Here is a 20,579-nt window from a genome sequence, read left to right on the forward strand (position 1 = left end):
AATTGGGCATGGGGAATTGGGCATGGGGAATTGGGCATGGGGTATTACAACAAATAACAAATAACAAATAACCAATAACCAATAACCAATAATTCATGAATACTGACTACTGACTACTGACTACTGACTACTGACTACTGACTTCTGCTATGATGAAAGTAGTTAACGAAACTTTACATAATAGCCGTGACTGCACAACAATTAGTATCTGCAACGAGTTTTGAAAAGCTAATTTGGACTTGGAAAGGTCACAAAATCCAATATACCGTCCAAGGAACCGGCCGCCCTCTGATCTTGATTCACGGATTTGGGGCTTCGATCGGACATTGGCGGCAAAATATCCCCCCACTAGCGGCCGGCGGCTATCGCGTATTTGCGCTGGACTTGCTGGGATTTGGTGCTTCCGCCAAACCAGCCCTAGATTACACTCTGGAATTGTGGGAAGAATTGCTGACTGATTTCTGGGCGGATCTGGTACAGGAACCGGCGGTATTTGTCGGGAATTCGATCGGCGCTTTGCTGAGTTTGATGGTAGTCGCCAACCATCCAGAAATATCAGCAGGTGCAGTCTTAATCAACTGTGCCGGCGGGCTCAACCACCGGCCCGACGAACTGAATTTCCCGCTGCGAGTAGTGATGGGGACTTTTACTAAATTAGTTCGATCGCCCCTAATCGGCCCCTTTGTCTTCAACAACATCCGCCAAAAACACCGCATCCGCAACACCCTGCGCCAAGTCTACGGGAACCGCGAAGCCATCACCGACGAACTCGTAGAACTCCTCCACGCCCCCTCCTGCGAGCCCGGAGCTCAACAGGTGTTTGCCTCGATTCTCACAGCCCCTCCAGGCCCTCAACCCTCAGAATTGCTGCCCAAAGTCGATCGTCCGTTATTGGTACTTTGGGGCGCAGACGACCCCTGGACGCCCATCGCTGGCAGCCAGATTTATCAACAATTGGCCGCCAACGATAAACCAGTGAAATTTGTTTCCATTCCCAACACAGGCCACTGTCCCCACGACGAGCGGCCGAGTGAAGTCAACGCTCTGATTTTGGACTGGCTGCTGGAATTGAAGTAAAATTTTTCGGATCAAGGCAACCCTTGGGCGATCGAGTCAAACCCTTGCAGTGCAAAACTTTTGCCTCCATCCACCGCACCGACACCCCAGCAGCAGCCGACTCAAAAAACAATTTTTGGAAAAAGTATTGACACAATTTACTGAGTCAGCTATATTGATGGACGTGTGAGGAGCGAACCAGAAGAAGCACCGAGACGAAACACGGCCAGTCGTCGGTGCTTTTTCTGTTGAAACCCATTTTTAAGAGTTTGAAATTATCTATAATTCACATCCAGAAGATCCGTAAGCCCGCCCCGCTTTCTTCCATTCTTCCTTCTCGTTCTTAGCCTCTTCGCGGTTCGTTAAATAAATATTCTGATGTTGCAAAAAAAGTAATTGACTCCACTTGATATCGAAAAATCCGAAAGTGTGGATTGTTATTAAGCATCAAAATTTGATTCCATAGAACTCAAAACTAGAGAGTTATATAATAATAAATTGTCGCTGGGTCGGGGCGGGTTGATATACATTTTTTCCAGATGTTGGCAAACCCGCCCCTGCGGTATTGGTGCTACAAATATCAACGATCGCTCAAAACAAATTGTTCGATCGCAGCCACCACCCCATCTTCCTCCACATCCGGCGCCACCCAATCAGCAGCAGCCTTCACGCCATCAGGAGCATTGCCCATCGCCACGCCCACACCCGCATAGGCAATCATTTCCACATCATTAAAATTGTCGCCGATTGCCATCACATTCGCCGCCTGCAAACCCAAAAGTTCCTCCGCTAAATACTGCACCGCATCTCCCTTATTCGCCACAGGATGCGTAGCTTCAAAAAAAGTAGCAACGGATCGAGTCAAATAAAGCTCCGCAGGCGTGTAGCGCAGGCGCATACTGCTGAGCAAGCCGTCGAGTACCCCCGGATTCTCGCACAATGCCAAAACTTTCGTCGGTTCCCCCGGAAGATCTCGCCGCAAATCTTTAATTACCATTGGTTCAATGCCCGATCGTTCGGCATAAATTCGGGTAGCTGCGGTAATTTCCGGCACGTAAAGTTGGTCGTCAATGTAGAAATGGATCGAAAGCAGCGGTCGCAAATGCGGTTCTTCAAAATAATCTAACAGTTGCAGAGCAGTTTGTTTCGACAGCGGCAAGTGCCGCAGCCGTTTTTGAGTAGCGTGATCTTGAATCCATGCGCCCTGGTAGCAAATCAGTGGCAATGTTGAGCCGATGTCGCGGTGAAAACGCAAAGCTGAGCGGTACATCCTGCCCGTAGCGACGGCCACTTTCACTCCCCGCGACTCGGCAGCCAAAATTGCTTGCTTGACTGGTTCTCGGATGGTATTTGACAAACCTGCGATCGTGCCGTCTATATCCACTACCAGCAATTGAATGTCTGCGGTGCCAAAAGCGCGATCGGTCGCATTAGCTGGATTTGAGGCAGTTATATTCTGCATGATTTTTTTAGATTTTAGCTGTTGATTTGCACGCACCCGTTTATTTTGCCACTGGCGGGATAGCAAAGTGCGACTTCTGATTTTTTGAAGACTAAAATATAGATAACTAAATAAGCGACAAAAAAAGTATCTAGGACGACTCTTTAGGGAGGGATTTAGCTAAGCTATATAATAGTAGCCAGTTTACTGCCGTAAAAACCGCACTCGACCGGCAATGTGTATTTTCACTTACTTAATAATACTTGTGGCAAAAAAGAATGCAACTCTCAGCCCGCGCTCCAAACCCTTATATCATCAATCATTCCCAATCTAAAATCTAAAATCTAAAATCTAAAATCTAAAATTGTATAACCGCCTCTTTGAAATTACCCCCAACTATCATGATTTCTATTCCGGGATACCGCATTGACGGAGAACTTTATACAAACCCTCACACAGTTATTTATCGAGGGATGCAGCTTGAGGAACAAAAACCAGTTATCCTCAAAACTCTCACCCCGACATACCCTACCCCAGCCCAAATATCCCAACTGCTGCACGAATCCGAAATTCTTAAGAATTTGAATTTCCCCGGAATAGTCAAGCTTTATAAAATAGAAACATACAATCACTTTCCGGTTTTAGTTTTAGAAGATTTTGGTGGTATTTCCCTAAAAGAGTTTCTCAGCAACAACCAGCTAGAGTTACAACAATTTCTGCATATTGCCATCAAACTAGCAGAAACTATTGGGCAACTCCACGATCACCACATTATTCATAAAGATATTAAACCCAGCAATATTATTGTCAATATCGAGACAGGAGATGTCAAGATTGCTGATTTTGCGATCGCCTCCCTGCTACCGGGCGAAAACCCCGCCCCCAGACATCCCCATTTACTCGAAGGCACTCTCGCCTATATGTCTCCTGAACAAACGGGGCGCATGAATCGGGCGATCGACTACCGCACCGATTTTTATTCTTTAGGCGTCACCTTTTATGAGATGCTTTGTGGCGAATTGCCTTTTCAGGCGATCGATCCTATGGAATTAGTACACTGCCATATTGCCAAAACGCCAGTTTCTCCTTGGGAAAACAGAAAGCAAAAAGTACAAAGCAGAAGCATCGAAGGCAGAATCAATCAAGTAGGAGCCAAGGAGATTCCTCAAGTCGTTTCCGATATCGTCATAAAACTCTTAGCAAAAACAGCCGAAGACAGGTATCAAAGTGCTTTCGGACTTTTGTACGACTTGGAAAATTGTCTCGATCAACTGCAAACTACCGGCGAAATTTCCCACATAACCCTCGGCAAGCAAGATCAGTCAAGTCACCTGCAAATTTCCCAAAAATTTTACGGGCGAGAAGCAGAAGTTAATATGCTTCTCAGTATCTTCCAGCGGATGAGGCGGGGCAATACAGAAATCGTGCTGATTTCTGGTTCTGCAGGTGTGGGCAAATCTTCGTTAGTATATGAAGTTTACAAGCCGAGTCGGCGGGAAAACGGGTATTTTATTGACAGCAAATTTGAGCAATTTAAGCGCGATATTCCCTACGCTTTTTTGCTCCAAGCTTTTCAAGATTTGTTGCGGCAAATATTCACAGAAAATGCCGCAGAAATCCATGTGTGGAAAGAAAAAATTTTAAAAGCACTCGGCGGTAACTGCCAAGTAATTATTGAAGCTATTCCCGAATTAGAACTGATTGTTGGGCCGCAGCCCCCCGTCCCAGATTTAGGAGCAAATGAATCTCAAAATCGCTTTAATTTAGTATTTCAAAACTTCATCCGCGTCTTTGCTCAAAAAGAACACCCTCTAGTAATTTTCCTGGACGACTTGCAGTGGGTCGATTCAGCATCTCTCAAGTTAATAGAACTGCTAGCAACTGACCTGGGAACTCAATATTTATTAATAATTGGAGCTTATAGAGAGCAAGAAGTAGATGCAAATCATCCTCTAATGCTGACCGCCGAAGCAATTAAAAAAGCAGGCGGGACTGTGAGGGCGATCGCCCTTTTGCCTTTAGATATAAGCAGCGTCAACCAATTCGTTGCCGATACTTTGAACTGCGCCCCCGAAAACTCGCTAAGTTTAGCCGAGTTGCTTTTTCAAAAAACTGGTGGTAATCCATTCTTTTTAACTCAATTAATAAAATTTCTTTACTCAAAAAGTTTGATTCAATTTAAACTTTCACCCTCGAATAATTTGGTCAAGCTAGCTGAACCCAACCTGTCGGGCTTACCGCAACCAATCTCAGAGCAAATTGTGAAAAAATGCCATGTCACAGGCGAGTGGCAGTGGGATATCGAACAAATACAAGAAATGGCAATTACTGACAATGTTGTCGAATTAATGATAAATAATATTCAAAAACTTTCAGAGAATACCCAGGAACTGCTTAAATTAGCCGCTTGTATCGGGAACAAATTTGATTTGGAAACTCTCTCGACAATCGCCGAACAACCTCTGGCGTCCGCAGCCACAGACCTCGTTGAGGCACTTCAGTCAGGTCTGATTTTACTCGTGAATAACGCCTACAAAATTCCGATCGCACTCGCAGCAAGTACAGAAGTAACAGACACAATATCTAGAGATTTTAGCGAAAAATTTTCCCTGCCAGTTGCTGATGTTCCTAGCGCAACTTACAAATTTTTGCACGAGCGAGTGCAGCAGGCAGCTTATGCTTTAATATCCAATTCTCAAAAACAAGAAATCCATCTAAAGATAGGCAACTTTTTACTCGAAAATGCACCGCCAGAGCAATTAGAAGAGCATATTTTTGATACCGTAAACCAACTAAATTTTGCCAAAGAAATCATCACCAGCCAATTAGAACAATTTCAATTATGCCAATTAAATTTAATGGCAGGCCGCAAAGCAAAAGCAAGTGCAGCTTACGAACTTGCCCTGAAATATTTAACCGCAGGTATTGAACTGCTTCCCCCCGAAAGTTGGCAAACTGACTACGACTTGACTCTTGCACTCTACGAGTCAGCAGCAGAAGCTGCTTACCTCAATACCGACTTTGAGCCAATGGAAAAATGGGCTGAAATTGTTCTGCAACACGCAAAGAATGAACTAGACAAAATCAAAGTGTTTGAAATCAGAATCATAGCTTGTGCGATGCAAACCAAACTCCAAGAATCGGTAAAAATTGGTCGCGAAGCACTAAAAATGTTAGGAATAAACTTTCCCGAATCGCCGATCCCCCTCCACATTCAGCAAGCACTGGCTAAAACCGCAGCTTATTTAACCGAAAAGAAAATAGAAGATTTAATTAACTTGCCAATTATGACAAATCCGCATAAATTAGCAACTATGCGCGTGCTTTCCAGTATGTTTTCAGCTACATTTATAGTTGAACCTGTGCTGCTGCCGCTGATTGTGTGCGAGCAAGTGAATTTATCTATTAATTACGGAAACTCTACTTTGTCTGCCTTCGGCTATGCTAATTACGGAGCAATTTTAAAAGGAATAGTTAGAGATATTGAATCTGGCGATCGCTTTGGTCAATTAGCTTTAAAATTGAGCGAGAGATTAAATGCGTTAGAATTCAAAAGCAAAACGCTTAATTTAGTAGCATTCATTTTGATGAACGGCAAGCATCACGTTAAAGACTCTTTGCCGCTATTAGAGGAAGCCTACCAAAGCGCGCTAGAAAATGGGGATTTAGAATGTGTCGGATATGCAGCCGTAAATATTTGTCAGTCTTTGTATTTCATCGGTCAAGAATTGCCACAACTGGAACGGAGAATGGTAAGTTACAACCATTTGCTCTTTCAACTCAAGCAAGAAACTGTATTGACTTGGAATCAAATATATCGACACACTATTTGGCAATTGATGGGGAAAGTGGAAAGTCCAAACCTTATGTTAGGTGAAGCATACAGCGAAGAAAAATTGTTGTCGCTGCTGTTAAAAGCTAACGATAGGGTGGGACTACAGCACTTCTATTTGCAAAAATTAATACTAGCGTATTTATTTGGAGATACCGCTACAGCACTAGAAAATTCAGCGCAAGCCGAAGTATATTTAGACGGAGTTGCAGGCTTTATTAATGTTTCTGAATACCAGTTTTACGATTCTCTAGCCCGCCTAGCTGCCTATCCATCGGCAACAGAAGAGGAACAAGAAGAGCATATTTTTTACGCTGTCAGTAACCGGAAAAAACTGCAACAAAAAGCGCTTTCGGCGCCCATGAATCTTCAGCATAAATGCGACTTACTTACGGCAGAAAAAGCGCGCGTTTTGGGCAATGTTGTGAGAGCAATGGAATATTACGATCGCGCCATTGAAGGAGCAGAAGAAAACGGCTACATACAAATACAAGCACTAGCAGCAGAATTGGCAGGAGCATTTTATCTATCCATAGGAAGAGAAAAAAATTCTAAAACTTACTTAACAGAAGCGCGTTATTGCTATCAGCGCTGGGGAGCAACAGCCAAAGCAGCGCATTTAGAATCAAAATACTCGCACTTGCTAACTTCAGGCTCGATTTCAACTAATATTGAAACTCACAAATCTACGAGCAGCGCTTCCACTACGAGCGACAGTGCAGGCGTGCTAGACTTGACCACAGCAGTTAAAGCATCGCAAACCTTAGCCGGCGAAATAGTTCTAGACAAACTGCTGGCAAAAATGATGAAAATTGTTATTGAAAATGCCGGGGGGGAAAGAGGCTTTTTAATACTAGAAAAAGACGGTCAATGGGTGATTGAAGCATCAGGATCTGTAGCTGTCGATCGCGTTGCTGTCATGCAATCAATTCCGATAGATTTTGTAGCCGACGATCAACAAGTAACTTTGCTGGCAGTTGCAGTTGTGAATTACGTCGCCCGCACCCAGGAAAGTATAGTTTTAAACGATGCCACCCGCGAAGGACAATTTACTCGCACACCCTATATAATGGCGGTTCAACCTAAATCAATTCTTTGCACTCCGTTAATTAATCAAGGTCAACTCACTGGGATTCTATATTTAGAAAACAATCTGACTACAGGCGCTTTTACCCAAGACAGGTTAGAAATATTAAAACTGCTGTCTTCTCAAATTTCTATCTCCATCGAAAATGCCCAACTTTACGCCAACTTGCACCAATTCAATCAGAATCTCGAAAATTTAGTACAGCAGCGTACCTCCGAACTCTCCCAAACTTTAGAAGACTTAAAATCAGCTCAAAATAAACTGGTAGAATCGGAAAAAATGGCTGCCCTCGGAGGGTTGGTTGCAGGTGTTGCCCACGAAATCAATACTCCCATCGGCATCGGCATCACCGCCGCCTCCCTGCTTGCTGAAAAAGCCACAAAGTTTTTTGAGGTTTACAGTAACGGTCAAATCAAACGTTCCGAGTTAGAAAAGTTTCTGGATACCGCGATGCAAAGCAGTAATATGATCTTATCTAACCTCACGCGGGCAGCAGACTTGATTCACAGTTTTAAAGAAGTAGCTGTAGATCAGTCGAGCGAGTTAAAACGCACGTTTAATGTTAAAAACTATCTAGAGGAAATTTTGACATCCTTAACAGCCAAACTAAAAAGAACTAAGCACAAAATAGAGATTAAGTGTGATGAAAATATTGTAGTGGACAGTTACCCCGGCGTAGTGTGTCAAATTGTGACAAATCTGGTGTTGAATTCCCTAATTCACGCCTACGATGGAGAAGACGAAGGAGTTCTGGCTTTTGATTTCAAACTAGAGGGATCTCGGCTAATATTTGAATATGCCGATAACGGCAAAGGAATTGACCCAGAAAATCTCAGTAAAATTTTTGAACCGTTTTTTACCACCAAAAGAGGTCAGGGAGGCACGGGATTGGGACTGCACATTATTTATAACCTTGTTACTCAAAAATTAAAAGGCACAATTAGCTGCACAAGTCAAGTAAATAAAGGCACAAGATTTATGATTGAATTTCCCGCTAAAATGAGCAGTTAGTTATTAGACCGCCAACATGGATATAAGTTTTATATAGGAGAACGATATATGTCAGAAGCTAGTAAAAACCTGTTGGCTGGGGGCGATGACGAATTAATCGCGACGGGCGACGATGAATTAATATTTGCCGAGGAAGACGAGGCGGAACAAAAACCGCTAGAAGAAGAAAGTTGGAAAATATTAATTGTAGATGATGAAATAGAAATTCATAATATTACTAAACTAGCGTTAAACGATTTTAAATTTGAAGGTAAAAGTATAACATTTATCAGCGCTTACTCTGGAAAAGAAGCTAAAGAAATAATCCAAAATAACTACGACATAGCATTGATTTTACTCGATGTAGTTATGGAAACAGAAGAAGCCGGATTGGAAGTAGTTAAATACATCCGCGATATTTTAAATAATCAAATTGTGCGAATTATTTTACGCACTGGACAGCCCGGACAAGTACCAGAAGATGTAGTAATTGTCAGCTACGATATCAATGATTACAAAACTAAAACAGAACTTACTAATAAAAAATTATTTACCACAGTGGTCACCGCACTGAGAGCATTTAGATCACTCAATCAAATCGAGTCCAGCAAAAGCGAACTAGAAAAAATAGCTGCTGCTTCAGCCCGTTTTGTACCCCGTGAATTCTTGAAATTTCTAAAAAGAGAAAGCATTGTTGATGCCAGACTAGGAGACTCTGTACAAGCAGAAATGACGATTATGTTTGCCGACATTCGCTCATTTACAAGTCTGTCAGAAAGTATGTCTCCCCGAGAAAACTTTGAATTTCTTAACTCTTACTTAAGCCGAGTTGGCCCAGTTATCCGCGAGTATAACGGTTTTATAGATAAATACATTGGTGACGGGATTATGGCTTTGTTTCCTAACAGGGCTGAAGATGCTGTGCAAGCAGCAATTGAGATGCAGCATCAAGTAAAAATTTATAATAGACACAGGCAAAACAGTGGCTATCAACCTATTTCGATAGGGATTGGTTTGCATACGGGGACTTTAATGTTAGGTACGATTGGCGAAGCGGAACGAATGGAAAGTACGGTGATTTCTGATGCGGTTAATTTAGCTTCCCGTGTGGAAGGATTGACAAAGCTTTATGGAGTTGCTATTGTAGCTAGCGTCCAAACCCTTTGCCGGATAGACGATCCTCAACATTACAAGTGCCGATTTCTCGATCGCGTTCAAGTCAAAGGAAAACAAACACCTGTTGCTGTATTTGAAATTTACGATGGCGACTCGCCGACAATGATCGAACTAAAAGCACAAACTCAAACTTATTTTGAACAGGGAATTTTTTTTCACTACCAACAGCAATTCCCGCAAGCAAGGCAAATGTTTTTGCGCGTTTTGCAAATCAACAAATATGATAAGGCAGCATCTTTTTATGCAGAACGCTGCGATATGTTGATGAAGAATGCAGTCATTATGACTCTGGAAGGAATAGAGATATAGGTAATGGGGAATGGGGAATGGGGAATTGGGCATGGGGCATGGGGCATGGGGCATAGGGCATTGGCAAAACAGGGCATTGGGAATTGGGCCGAAAAGAATTAGGAAATGGGCATCAGCTAAGATACTTAACAGTGAACAGTGAACGGTGAACAGTGAACAAATAACTTAATTTATGCGCTTCAAATCCCTTGATATTTTTCGCGGAATTGCGATCGCCTCGATGATTCTAGTCAACAACCCCGGTAGTTGGGAACAGGTGTATCCACCGCTAGAACACGCAGAATGGCACGGCTGCACCCCGACAGACTTAGTATTTCCGTTTTTCCTGTTCATCGTTGGCTGCGCGATGTCTTTCTCGCTGCCTAAATATATTCAAACTTATCCAAAAACCGGAATAGAAACCTCAAAAATTACACCAAGTAAGGAAAAATTAGAATCGGCTAAAAACCCTCTTCCTTCTTCCTTCTTCCTTCTTCCTTCTTCAAATATTTACTGGCGAATTGCGCGCCGCGCCGCGATTTTATTTATATTAGGATTGCTGCTAAATACATCTTCGATCGCCCTTGAGGTACTTCTCAACAGCGCCCCAGTGGAAAACTTCGGTAAAATCCGCATCATGGGAGTATTGCAGCGCATCGGCTTAGCTTATTTCATCAGTGCGATCGCCATTCTCAACCTTTCCCCCCGCAATCAAAAACTGCTCGCTGTTGCCCTGCTTTTCGGCTATTGGGCTGCATTAACCGTAGTGCCTGTAGGGGGGTACATTGCCGGCGAACTCACGCCAGAAGGAAATTTAGGGGGATATGTCGATCGGCTAATTCTCGGTAGCCAACACCTGTACAAAGGCGGCCCCTTCGACCCCGAAGGATTGTTGAGTACCTTACCCGCAGTTGTCACAGTCCTCACAGGCTACTTTACCGGAGAATGGCTGCGAGCACAGCAAATCAAAACCCGCACCAGTATCAACTTAGCAATCTGCGGTCTCAGTTGCGTGGTAATCGGTCACTTGTGGGGATTTCTATTTCCGATCAACAAACAACTCTGGACAAGTTCTTATGTAGTTTTTACTGCTGGTTGGGCGTTGCTATTGCTAGCAGCTTGCTACGAAACAATAGAAGTGCGGGATTGGAAATGGGGGAGACCGTTTGAAATCATGGGAGTGAATGCAATTTTCCTGTTTGTTGCTTCCGGTATAGTTGCCCGAATTCTCTTAAAAACTCATATCGGTACTGGATCAAATGCTCCAACAACTTACACTTGGATTTATGAAAAATGGTTTGTGCCGTGGGCCGGGCCGCTGAATGGTTCCCTAGCATTTGCCGTGACTGCGGTATTATTTTGGTGGTTAATTTTGTATGGAATGTATCGCCGAGGTTGGGCGATAAAAATTTGAGAAGCAGGACTGAGGCAGGGGGGCCAGAAACCGGGTTTTTTACGAGAAGACGCATTACAGCCCACAAATTTGGTAAAAAACCCGGTTTATTTACTCGGAGTACGTCAGTCCTGAATACTGCCATACCTGATAATTAATCCGTTTAAGTTTCAGATTTGATATAAAAGATTCATAGGATGGAATTTCAGTGGGGATTTAGCGATGGAAACTAACAGAACGTTCGAGCAAAGTGATACCTGGACTGAGGAAGATTGTCTCGATGTCACAACCTTTTCTTTGCAATACGCAGCTACTATCTTTCATAGCGACCCCGATATTTTAGGTGGAAGTCCTGTCTTTATTGCTACTCGCGTCCCGATCGAGACTCTACTTGATTATCTCGAAGCTGGTGATTCGATCGATGAATTTTTCGACCATTTTGCTAGTGTCAGCGGCGATCGAGCGATTTCAGTTCTCGCAACGATACGATCGCCACATAACAACATTTAACGTTTATTGATGTCCGCTTCCTCAACCTCGATCGCCTGCCGGATCGGAAATCCGATCGCACCCCCGCCACAAATTCCTCAAATTACCGCCCCAACCCCGCCCAGCTAAAGGATTTTGCCGATTTCTCGATCGCACGCCACCGATCGCTAACTATAACTGAGCCCTAATCGCTAAAATTAAAAAAAGATACGTAATAGGCAGGCAGGCGTCAATGATCCCAACAGTTATAGAACAATCCGGTCGCGGCGAACGCGCCTTTGACATTTACTCGCGACTCCTGCGCGATCGCATCGTCTTCTTGGGCCAACAGGTTGACTCAGACTTGGCTAACCTGATCGTTGCCCAATTGCTATTTTTAGACGCTGAAGACCCGGAGAAAGATATTTACCTCTATATCAACTCCCCAGGGGGTTCGGTAACAGCAGGTATGGGCATTTTTGACACGATGAACCACATCCGCCCCGACATTTGCACTATTTGCCTCGGTTTGGCAGCCAGCATGGGCGCTTTCCTATTGAGTGCCGGTGCTAAAGGCAAGCGGATGAGTTTGCCTCACTCCCGGATTATGATCCACCAACCTCTCGGCGGAGCTCAAGGACAAGCAACCGATATTGAAATTCAGGCCAAAGAGATTTTGTACCACAAACGCCGCCTGAACGAACATCTTGCCAACCATACCGGTCAGCCGCTTTCCCGCATTGAAGAAGATACCGAACGGGATTTCTTCATGTCGGCTGAAGAAGCAAAGGACTACGGATTAGTCGATCAAGTGATCGATCGCCGTCCTTCCGCCAGCCGCCCGATCGCCGCTGTCGTCTAAATGAAAAGTTAAAAATCAAAAATGAAGAATATTTCCTCATTTTTGATTTTTAATTTTTAACAGTTATATAGCAGTTTTCAGTGCAGTGAATTACAGATGCTGGGGCGCATGACACGGCACAGTGTCCCGTGTTCCTACTGTATTTCCTACAATTGAAAATTGCTATATGTAGCTTTTTCTAAAAAAAAATCACACCTAGAAACCCTACATAATTACTAGGGCAAAGATTCGAGATATTGCAGAAAATCGAGCAATTCTACTTGATTTAAGAAATGGCGCGCTTCTTTGCCATAACCTTGTTTGAGATAATCTTTTCCTTGGTTGGGAGTCCAGTTCAACCGCTTGATTTCCTCAGTAGTTCTGCTGTAGATTTCCAGATATTCTAGGAAATCTACCAACTGTTCGGTAGAAAGCTCTCTCTGAGACGACTTGCCGTAATTGTGTTCGAGACAGTCGCTTTCCTGTTTTTTCTTCCATTGCAGGCGTTTGAGGATAGCGTCTATTTGCGCGATCGTATCAGAATTATCCTCGATCGCATCGCTCGGAATTCCTACTGCGATCGGTTGCAATTCCCTGACTTCGGCCGCACCCTGTAGCAGTTCACTTTGGCTAGAAGTCGGTACCTCCAGTTCCTGAAGTGGTTCGCCGTAGCTAGAAGAAAGCCAAGCGTCCGAGTCTAACTGCTTTGGTACAAACCCAGTAGCCTCGACGCGATCGACCGTTGGTGGCAGCGGTTCCGCTACAGGTGCGATCGGCTCTTCATTTAATTTCGCTTCGGTCTTGACAAAATTGCTTGGATGTGTTTCAGGCAAGTTGTCAGCAACAGGCATTTCTAGAACCGGAAGAGGAACACTTGTCGGCCCAACAGGAACCGGAACAGCAGGAGGAGGGGGAGGGGGAGGAGCAACCGGAGCAACGGAAGCAACCGGAGCAATCGGAGCAACTGCAGCAACTGGAGCAACCGGAGCCGGATCAACACTCGCGATCGCACGATCGGGCGCAGCAAATCCAAGGACAGCGATCGCTCGCAACCGGGCGCGGTCTTCAGCATCCTCAACAGACTCAGCAGCCGACATAGCCGTAGCCAGAGTTTTGCCGTCAACCTGAATCAGACAGCGAACAACAAACTTACCGTGATGAACAGTCAGCAACTCACAAATTAACTGTCCAGCGGGATAAAGGGCGCGAAATTCAGCAAACATAATTTTTTGACCCCGAAACCAGAGGGGGCTTATGACTTAAGTGTAGTACAGCCCTGAGAAAACAATTTTCTGAAAGCACCTATTCAACATACAATAAATTAAAGGTGAGTCATCCGCGCAACCTTAAACGCCACTAAACCCCATGCCACATCCAGCGGTTTAAGCTAACAAGCATCGGGCGTCATTTCTACCTATAGGAGATGACACAGCAACTAAGCAAAAGTAGTAAAAGTCTCCGGTTTGCGTACCTGCACTTTCTACAGCACAGATTGCTCCCGGCCCGCTCGTTGCACCTCCGTCCGCAAGGACAGATCGCGTGCAAAAAACAGGGGCATCGCAGCGGCGAGCTACTAGCAATTTTGCCTTGATCCGGTAAGTTCTTTGCTAAAGCAAGAGGCAAGAGGCACTTCAAAAGGAAGAAGGAACAACGCAGAAGGAAACAAGGCAGAAGCGAGAAATGCACATTTTCTCCCTCTCCATCCCTCCATCGGCTCATCCTCGACTCAAGCCGTTGCTTTCAGTATCGAGCCATCTTTTAAGAACCGACAGAGGCTTTCTAATTCGCGAAGTGCTCGGCGCTGCTGACCTAAAAGCAAACAAACCAACGCTAAAAAATTGTATTGGGGAATAGCGTGCGGGACAGTTTTCTGCACCGTCAGCAGTCAGTTCAATACAGACAGCAGACAATTAGCACGAAGCCGGTGTCGGGAGAGAATCTCAAAAAAAACTCGCGATGAAACAAGGTGGCTGTGCTCGCGTCTCCACCTATCAACCCGCGCATTTGTTGGGAAGCAGGCACTGCGAGGGCCCGAGGGGGTGCGGCTGATTTCGCCAAAATTTAGACTAATTGCTGGAAACAAGAGGATCGATCGCTACATGGAATTTTCTATCGCTGCACTGCTGGCAAATTTTACAGAAGACAAATTAGTGGCCCCAAAAGCATTGGAGAAAAAACTCGACTGCAACGACGCCACCAGTCAACTCAAACTTCAAATCGCATTAGAAGCTCTAGAGAAAATTGGCATATTAGTCAAAGACAAAGGCCGCTATCGCCGAGTAGCTGAAGACGACGTAGTAGAAGCAAAACTGCGCTGTTCGAGCAAAGGATTTTGCTTTGCAATTCAAGACGCCGAAGGCTCAGAAGACGTTTACGTGCGGGAAAGTCACCTCTCGACAGCTTGGAATGGCGATCGAGTCTTAGTCAAAATCATCAAAGAAGGTAGCCGCCGCCGATCGCCCGAAGGCGAAGTCATGCTCATCCTCGAACGCGCCAACCCCTCGGTACTCGCGCGAGTCAAGCAAACCGCCACCCCCACCGGCCGCGTCAGCTACAGAGCAATCCCCCTGGACGATCGCCTGTTGTTTGAACTAGACTTGCTCGCAAACGGCACAAATCTCCAAGAGGCGATCGACCACCTAGTACACGTCGAAGTCAAACGCTACCCCCTCGGCACCCATCGGCCAGTCGGCAAAGTAGTACAGGTACTCGGTTCCGACGCCGAAGCCGCTGACGACCTCGACATCGTATGCTGCAAACACGACTTACCGCGATCGTTCCCCGCCGCAGTCATCAAAGCAGCCGAAAATTTGCCCAGCAAAGTCAAAAAAACCGACATCAAAAAACGCCTAGATTTGCGTAACATCCTGACTGTTAGCTTCAGCAAAAACGAACCAGGAACAAGCAACAGCGAAAACAATGCTCCTCAAGCCCCGGAGGAAAATCTCTCCGAAGGAGGAGGCGAAAACGAGTTTGACCCAACATCATTCCTCTCCGATCCGCCAGTGGAACGCGCTTTGTCGATCGAAACCCTGAAGCCCGGCCGCTGGCAAATAGGAATCCACATCAGCGACGCCGCCGAGTACGTGCAGCCAGAAACCCCGATCGACCGCGAAGCCCGCAAGCGAGGCACCGCCGCCCATCTGGGAGAAAAAATCATCGCCGTATTGCCAGAAACACTCAACGAGCGCTGCTCCCTGCTGCCAGACACAGAACGGCTGGCCTTCAGCATACTGCTCACCCTCGACCAATCAGGAGAACTCCTAGAATACGAAATTCAAACTAGCGTCATTCAAATTGACTACCACCTCACCTACGAGCAAGCTCAAGCAATTCTCGAACCAAGCAATGCCGAAGAGCACCCTTTATCTTCCGCCCTCCGTCCTTTCCTCGATCAAATCGGGGCCGCCTCACAGGCAGCCAGACAGACAAGGCTCAAGCGAGGAGCTTTTGAACTAAATTTGCCTGATGCTAACTCTCACTTCGACGACGAAGGCGAATTAGGAGCTTTTGCAACAGCTCCCCCCGTTCAGTCGGCTGTCTCCGAGTTGGTCGTACTCGCCAACCAAGCTGTCGCCACCCACCTGCAAGCCTTGGGAGTCCCAGCAATTTACCGTGTCCAGCCGATGCCAGATCCGGCAGACATTCAAGAGTTCATCAAACTCTCGAACAACCTCGGAGGCGAACTGTATCTCGAAACCGAAGAAGAAGTTTTGCCCTTGGACTTTCAGCGATTTACCCAGCAGTTTGCCGGCCTTAAGTCCGAAAGAGTTCTCACCTACCTGCTCGAAGACACCATGAAGCCCGCTGTTTACAGCACCACTGCCAAGCCGCACTTCGGTTTGGGGCTGTCAGAGGGTTACACACGGTGCACTTCGCCGCTTTCCCGCTACGCCGATTTGCTGGTGCTGCGGGTGTTGCAAGCGGTGTTCGAGCAAGGCCGCAGCAGCCGCACAACACGGGCTAAGGAAAAAGTTGACTTGCACCATTCCTCCTGTCACGGTCAAATTACTTGGAATGTTCTCCCGCCAGATTTGCACCACGAATTTGAGACAGAGTTTGCATCGGCCGTGGTACACCTGACGGAACGCGAAAGGGTTGCTGAGGACGCTGAAAGCGATTTGCAGGGATTGAAGAAAACCGGATTGATGAAAGAACGCACCGGTCAAACTTTCCAGGGTTTGATTACAGGTGTACAGTCTTACGGTTTCTTTGTGGAAATTGAGGTGCGACCACCGGAGAGCGACATCCTGCGTGTTGAGGGATTGGTGCACGTTTCTTCGCTGAAGGATGATTGGTACGAATATCGATCGCGCCAGCAAACTCTGGTGGGCCGCAAAAACCGCAATCAGTACCGTTTGGGCGATCGGGTAGAAGTTCAAGTCAAGAGTGTTGACTACTACCGCCAGCAAATTGATTTAGTTGCAGTTGGGGGCGGCAGCCAAGCTTTTGATGATGATGAATAATCTGTTGACTGTTGACAGTTGACAGTTAACTTTTCTCAATACTTAGTTGTCATTATCGGGCAACTAAGTATTAACAAGTGGGCGCCCAACTATACTCAGCAATCATCAATAAACAATTAATGACTAATATCCAATCCGGTACAATTTATATAATTAATCTGCGTTGATCTGTGTTAATCTGCCTGTATCTGCGGTGAAAAAAAGAGAATTTGTTAGCCGCAGATGACAAGGGATAGACGCTGATTCACGCAGATTAACAGAAGAGAGATATGAATAATTCCAATGCTAACAAATTTGAGCTAACAACTAATTACTAGCAACACTCAACCGTCAACTAACAAATAACTAATGACGAATAACTACCCCCTCATTGTAGGAGTTACCGGTGCATCGGGACTGATTTATGCGGTGCGAACTCTCAAATATTTGTTGGAAGCCGATCGCGCGATCGAACTGGTAGCATCGAAATCTACTTACATGGTTTGGCAAAGCGAACAGAACACGCGAATGCCCGCCGAACCGACGCTTCAAGAGGAATTCTGGCGGGAACAAGCAGGAGTCGCCACAATGGGTAAACTTCGGTGTCATCCTTGGCAAGATGTCGGTGCTAATATTGCTAGTGGCTCCTTTCGTACCCAAGGGATGATCATTATTCCCTGTAGCATGAGTACGCTGGGCAAATTGGCGGCTGGCTTGAGCTCGGATTTGCTTGAAAGAGCGGCCGACGTTCAGCTCAAGGAAGGGCGAAAATTGGTACTCGTGCCTCGCGAAACGCCTTTTAGCTTGATCCACCTGCGGAATTTGACTACCTTGGCGGAAGCTGGAGCTAGAATTGTACCAGCGATTCCTGCTTGGTATCACAATCCGCAAACTATTGAAGATTTGGTAGACTTTGTGGTGGCTCGCGCTTTAGACCAGTTGGGGATTGATTGCGTTCCTCTCAAACGCTGGAAGGAAGAAGAAGGGAGTTAGTTGACAGTTGACAGTTGACAGTTGACAGTTGACAGTTTGTTATTGATGATTTGTTAGTTTTAATTAGCAATTCCCAATTAGCAATTACCAATTACCAATTACCAATATTTTTAATATGCGACTTGTATTTTTGCTAGTAATTGTGTTGGGGTTAACTATTTTTGCCCTGCAAAATGTGGAGCCAGCATTGTCTCTGGTATTTTTGGGAGTTCGATCGCCTGCTTTGCCTTTATCTATCTGGATTTTGCTGAGCCTGGCGATGGGAGCTGTCACATCTTTATTGATTTCTGGTTTGCTGGCTTTTTCAAATTACCTATCTCTAACGGCAGACCGCGCCGGCAGATCCAGTCGCAGCCGTCCCGATACTTTCCCAGAGGACAGGAGAACGCCTTACACGCCGCCTCCCCCTCCTAGAAAGCTGGAAATTGACCCGGATCTGAATAGGGAAAATAGCCAAACTCAGGCTGCTGGTTCCTACCGAACTGAGTACGGCTCGTCGGCGGGTTACAGTGCCCGGACTTTCCAGCAAGAAACTCCGAAGCCTGATGGGGCGAAGGATTACGCTCAACCGGGGACTTATGCAGCAGACGATGAGGACGATTGGGTCTCAGATGGCTCAAAATCCGGCTCTCAAGGGGGTGATGACGATTGGGGGGACGATCGCGATTTTCCCGATCAACCGCAGGTCAATGATGTTCCAGCGGCAAATCCGAGGGCTTACGAAGCTCAGCAGGAACCAAAAAGCAAATCTTGGGCTGGCTCAGTATATTCTTACGGCTATAGAGATCCGAGCCAGTCTGGGGTGGGACAAACTGAGTCTGTATACGATGCCGAGTATCGGGTGATCGTTCCTCCGGGAGGGGACATTCCTAAACCCGCTGATGAAGCACCAATAAATCCTCTTGCAGAAGCAGATGAGGATTGGGGATTGGATGAGGGTGATGAGTTTGATGACGATGATGGCCTCAGTGGCAGATCGATTAACCTGAAAAAATAGAAAAATATCGGAGGATTTGGCAGTGGATGGGTTGAGGGGAGTAAATATCTATCTTGTGGGGATGATGGGTGCGGGGAAAACAACGGTAGGGCGGATTTTGGCAAAAAAATTAAAATACCGTTTTTTTGATACTGATGAACTAATTGTTCGAGTTGCTAATCAGTCAATTGCTGAGATTTTTGATCGAGAAGGGGAAGAGGCTTTTCGGGAACTAGAAACTAAAGTGCTCGGCGAATTGTCTGCGTATCAAAATTCGGTCGTGGCTACGGGCGGTGGCATTGTGACGCGATCGATGAATTGGGGTTACTTGCACTACGGTGTAGTAGTTTGGCTGGATGTGCCTGTAGATCAATTGTACGATCGACTGCGTTCAGACACCGCTCGACCCCTACTGCAGGAGGGCGAGATCAAATCTAAGCTGCAAAGCCTTTTGAAAGAGCGAGAGCGTTTCTACACTCAAGCAGATGTCCGAGTCTATGCTGGTGTGGGGGAAAGGCCTGAAGCCGTCGCGACTAGGGCGATGGAGGAAATCCAAAAAGTTATCAAATCAGAAACCGGGCCTGATCTCAATTGATACATTCAGAAACCGGGTTTGTGGGAAAATAATAGGTTTTTGAAGACTTTTGATATTAGTTCCCAAAAATAATGCAACCCTAAGCAAGCTCCAAACCACCAGCTTCATCAGTTATTCCCCAAATCTAAAATCTAAAATCTAAAATCTAAAATTGTATGACTTCGGTAAAAATACTGATTTTTGTCTGAGTGTGTCCGTTTAACTACCCCATATTTTGAAATCCACCGGGTTTGAGTGGATGTAATGCGTAAGTTTTATAGGTATGAGGATGTGGCGATGTGGAGATTTTATACAAGAACTAATGCCAGAATCATCTGATTCGTTAAAGCCGGCTATTGAGTTATCCCTAAAAATAAAATGGCCCCACCGCTGAAGGGCTGTAGGGCGCAAGGACAGTTAAACGCTAACTTGATTGTCGGGAAATTTAGCATCAATGATACCCTGCTATGTGACGATTTTACGATCGTCCATTCACTCATCAACTCTCCCGTATCAAAAAATGTAACCCAGCACCGATCGAATTCAACCTGTCCTATTCTAAAAACAATACCTCATGCATTCTGACTAGCAGCTCCCTAAAGCTGCTTTTTTATTGCAATCGAGTTTTTGCCTGCCCGACTTGCGGACTCTTGGGCATAACATTTTGAGCAACAGTGGCTAAACCTCAATACTCCCATAGCGGTTTTCAGTTCCCCTCCAGGTTCGTCGTTAATTGGTAATTGGTAATGGGGAATGGGTAGTTGGGAATGGGGCATTGGTAACAACCAACGGGGAATCAGCCATTGACAAGCTGTACCTCACCAGGCTTGAAAACTGCTATGATTACGGCGCGGAAGGGGAATTAATCCGGGAGGGGGATTAAAAAAAAATAAGCTGTATTTATTGATGGGCGCTCTGATAGTTTTGGGCTAAATCTGCGTTATACCAATTTAATATGAAGCTGCATAGAATAGGGCTTCAAGAATAAAATTGTAAGATGACAACGAACAGATTTCCTC

Annotated in this window: 12 protein-coding genes; 10 read left to right on the forward strand and 2 right to left on the reverse strand. The window is 45.5% G+C overall.

The genetic code is table 11. The features are described 5' to 3' along the window. The first annotated feature begins 186 nt into the window (after positions 1–186). The gene (locus QUA34_RS18110; protein ID WP_333077557.1) at positions 187–1,077 is read left to right on the forward strand and encodes an alpha/beta fold hydrolase; all 891 of its coding nucleotides are present in this window, start codon (positions 187–189) and stop codon (positions 1,075–1,077) included. Positions 1,078–1,636: 559 nt separating this feature from the next. Here QUA34_RS18110 and QUA34_RS18115 read toward each other — a convergent pair. Continuing rightward, positions 1,637–2,518 carry a Cof-type HAD-IIB family hydrolase gene (locus QUA34_RS18115; RefSeq protein WP_333388820.1) on the reverse strand — a complete coding sequence of 294 codons (882 nt, stop codon included), beginning with the start codon at positions 2,516–2,518 and terminating at the stop codon, positions 1,637–1,639. Positions 2,519–2,898: 380 nt separating this feature from the next. Here QUA34_RS18115 and QUA34_RS18120 point away from each other — a divergent pair, with 380 nt between their 5' ends. From QUA34_RS18120 to clpP, 5 genes are all read left to right on the forward strand, one after another. After that, positions 2,899–8,427 carry an ATP-binding sensor histidine kinase gene (locus QUA34_RS18120; protein ID WP_333388822.1) on the forward strand — a complete coding sequence of 1,843 codons (5,529 nt, stop codon included), beginning with the start codon at positions 2,899–2,901 and terminating at the stop codon, positions 8,425–8,427. 48 nt (positions 8,428–8,475) lie between these two features. Continuing rightward, entirely contained in the window at positions 8,476–9,891 is a 1,416-nt protein-coding gene (locus QUA34_RS18125; protein ID WP_333388824.1) for an adenylate/guanylate cyclase domain-containing protein, read from the forward strand. Between the two features lie 172 nt (positions 9,892–10,063). Continuing rightward, positions 10,064–11,284: a heparan-alpha-glucosaminide N-acetyltransferase domain-containing protein gene (locus tag QUA34_RS18130; protein ID WP_333388826.1), complete on the forward strand. Its 1,221-nt coding sequence runs from the start codon at positions 10,064–10,066 to the stop codon at positions 11,282–11,284. 201 nt (positions 11,285–11,485) lie between these two features. Beyond that, positions 11,486–11,773 (forward strand): DUF433 domain-containing protein, encoded by a 288-nt coding sequence (locus QUA34_RS18135; protein ID WP_333388828.1) that lies wholly within the window; start codon positions 11,486–11,488, stop codon positions 11,771–11,773. A gap of 211 nt (positions 11,774–11,984) precedes the next feature. Further along, positions 11,985–12,593, forward strand: a complete 609-nt coding sequence (clpP, locus tag QUA34_RS18140) for an ATP-dependent Clp endopeptidase proteolytic subunit ClpP (RefSeq protein WP_006635758.1) — start codon at positions 11,985–11,987, stop codon at positions 12,591–12,593. Between the two features lie 215 nt (positions 12,594–12,808). Here clpP and QUA34_RS18145 read toward each other — a convergent pair whose 3' ends face one another. Beyond that, positions 12,809–13,795, reverse strand: a complete 987-nt coding sequence (locus QUA34_RS18145) for a hypothetical protein (protein ID WP_333388830.1) — start codon at positions 13,793–13,795, stop codon at positions 12,809–12,811. An 876-nt stretch (positions 13,796–14,671) separates the two neighbouring features. Here QUA34_RS18145 and QUA34_RS18150 point away from each other — a divergent pair. The 4 genes from QUA34_RS18150 (at position 14,672) to QUA34_RS18165 (ending at position 19,581) form a co-directional block, all read left to right on the forward strand. Next, complete coding sequence (locus QUA34_RS18150; RefSeq protein ID WP_333388831.1) at positions 14,672–17,038, forward strand: ribonuclease R family protein; 2,367 nt, start codon at positions 14,672–14,674, stop codon at positions 17,036–17,038. Between the two features lie 348 nt (positions 17,039–17,386). Continuing rightward, positions 17,387–18,010 carry a flavin prenyltransferase UbiX gene (locus QUA34_RS18155; protein WP_333082548.1) on the forward strand — a complete coding sequence of 208 codons (624 nt, stop codon included), beginning with the start codon at positions 17,387–17,389 and terminating at the stop codon, positions 18,008–18,010. Positions 18,011–18,125: 115 nt separating this feature from the next. Further along, positions 18,126–19,007, forward strand: coding sequence for a LapA family protein (locus QUA34_RS18160; protein ID WP_333326640.1), 882 nt, complete (start codon positions 18,126–18,128; stop codon positions 19,005–19,007). A gap of 22 nt (positions 19,008–19,029) precedes the next feature. Continuing rightward, complete coding sequence (locus QUA34_RS18165) at positions 19,030–19,581, forward strand: shikimate kinase (protein WP_333326638.1); 552 nt, start codon at positions 19,030–19,032, stop codon at positions 19,579–19,581. The last annotated feature ends 998 nt before the right edge of the window (positions 19,582–20,579 follow it).

The organism is Microcoleus sp. POL10_C6 (assembly GCF_036701585.1).
In the GTDB taxonomy this organism is placed as follows: domain Bacteria; phylum Cyanobacteriota; class Cyanobacteriia; order Cyanobacteriales; family Microcoleaceae; genus Microcoleus.

Coding starts and splice junctions, on each gene's coding strand:
- QUA34_RS18130 (WP_333388826.1), top strand. CDS start 10,064: ATGCGCTTCAAATCCCTTGATATTTTTCGCGGAATTGCGATCGCCTCG.
- QUA34_RS18150 (WP_333388831.1), top strand. CDS start 14,672: ATGGAATTTTCTATCGCTGCACTGCTGGCAAATTTTACAGAAGACAAA.
- QUA34_RS18125 (WP_333388824.1), top strand. CDS start 8,476: ATGTCAGAAGCTAGTAAAAACCTGTTGGCTGGGGGCGATGACGAATTA.
- QUA34_RS18115 (WP_333388820.1), bottom strand. CDS start 2,518: ATGCAGAATATAACTGCCTCAAATCCAGCTAATGCGACCGATCGCGCT.
- QUA34_RS18120 (WP_333388822.1), top strand. CDS start 2,899: ATGATTTCTATTCCGGGATACCGCATTGACGGAGAACTTTATACAAAC.
- QUA34_RS18135 (WP_333388828.1), top strand. CDS start 11,486: ATGGAAACTAACAGAACGTTCGAGCAAAGTGATACCTGGACTGAGGAA.
- QUA34_RS18145 (WP_333388830.1), bottom strand. CDS start 13,795: ATGTTTGCTGAATTTCGCGCCCTTTATCCCGCTGGACAGTTAATTTGT.
- QUA34_RS18160 (WP_333326640.1), top strand. CDS start 18,126: ATGCGACTTGTATTTTTGCTAGTAATTGTGTTGGGGTTAACTATTTTT.
- QUA34_RS18155 (WP_333082548.1), top strand. CDS start 17,387: ATGACGAATAACTACCCCCTCATTGTAGGAGTTACCGGTGCATCGGGA.
- clpP (WP_006635758.1), top strand. CDS start 11,985: ATGATCCCAACAGTTATAGAACAATCCGGTCGCGGCGAACGCGCCTTT.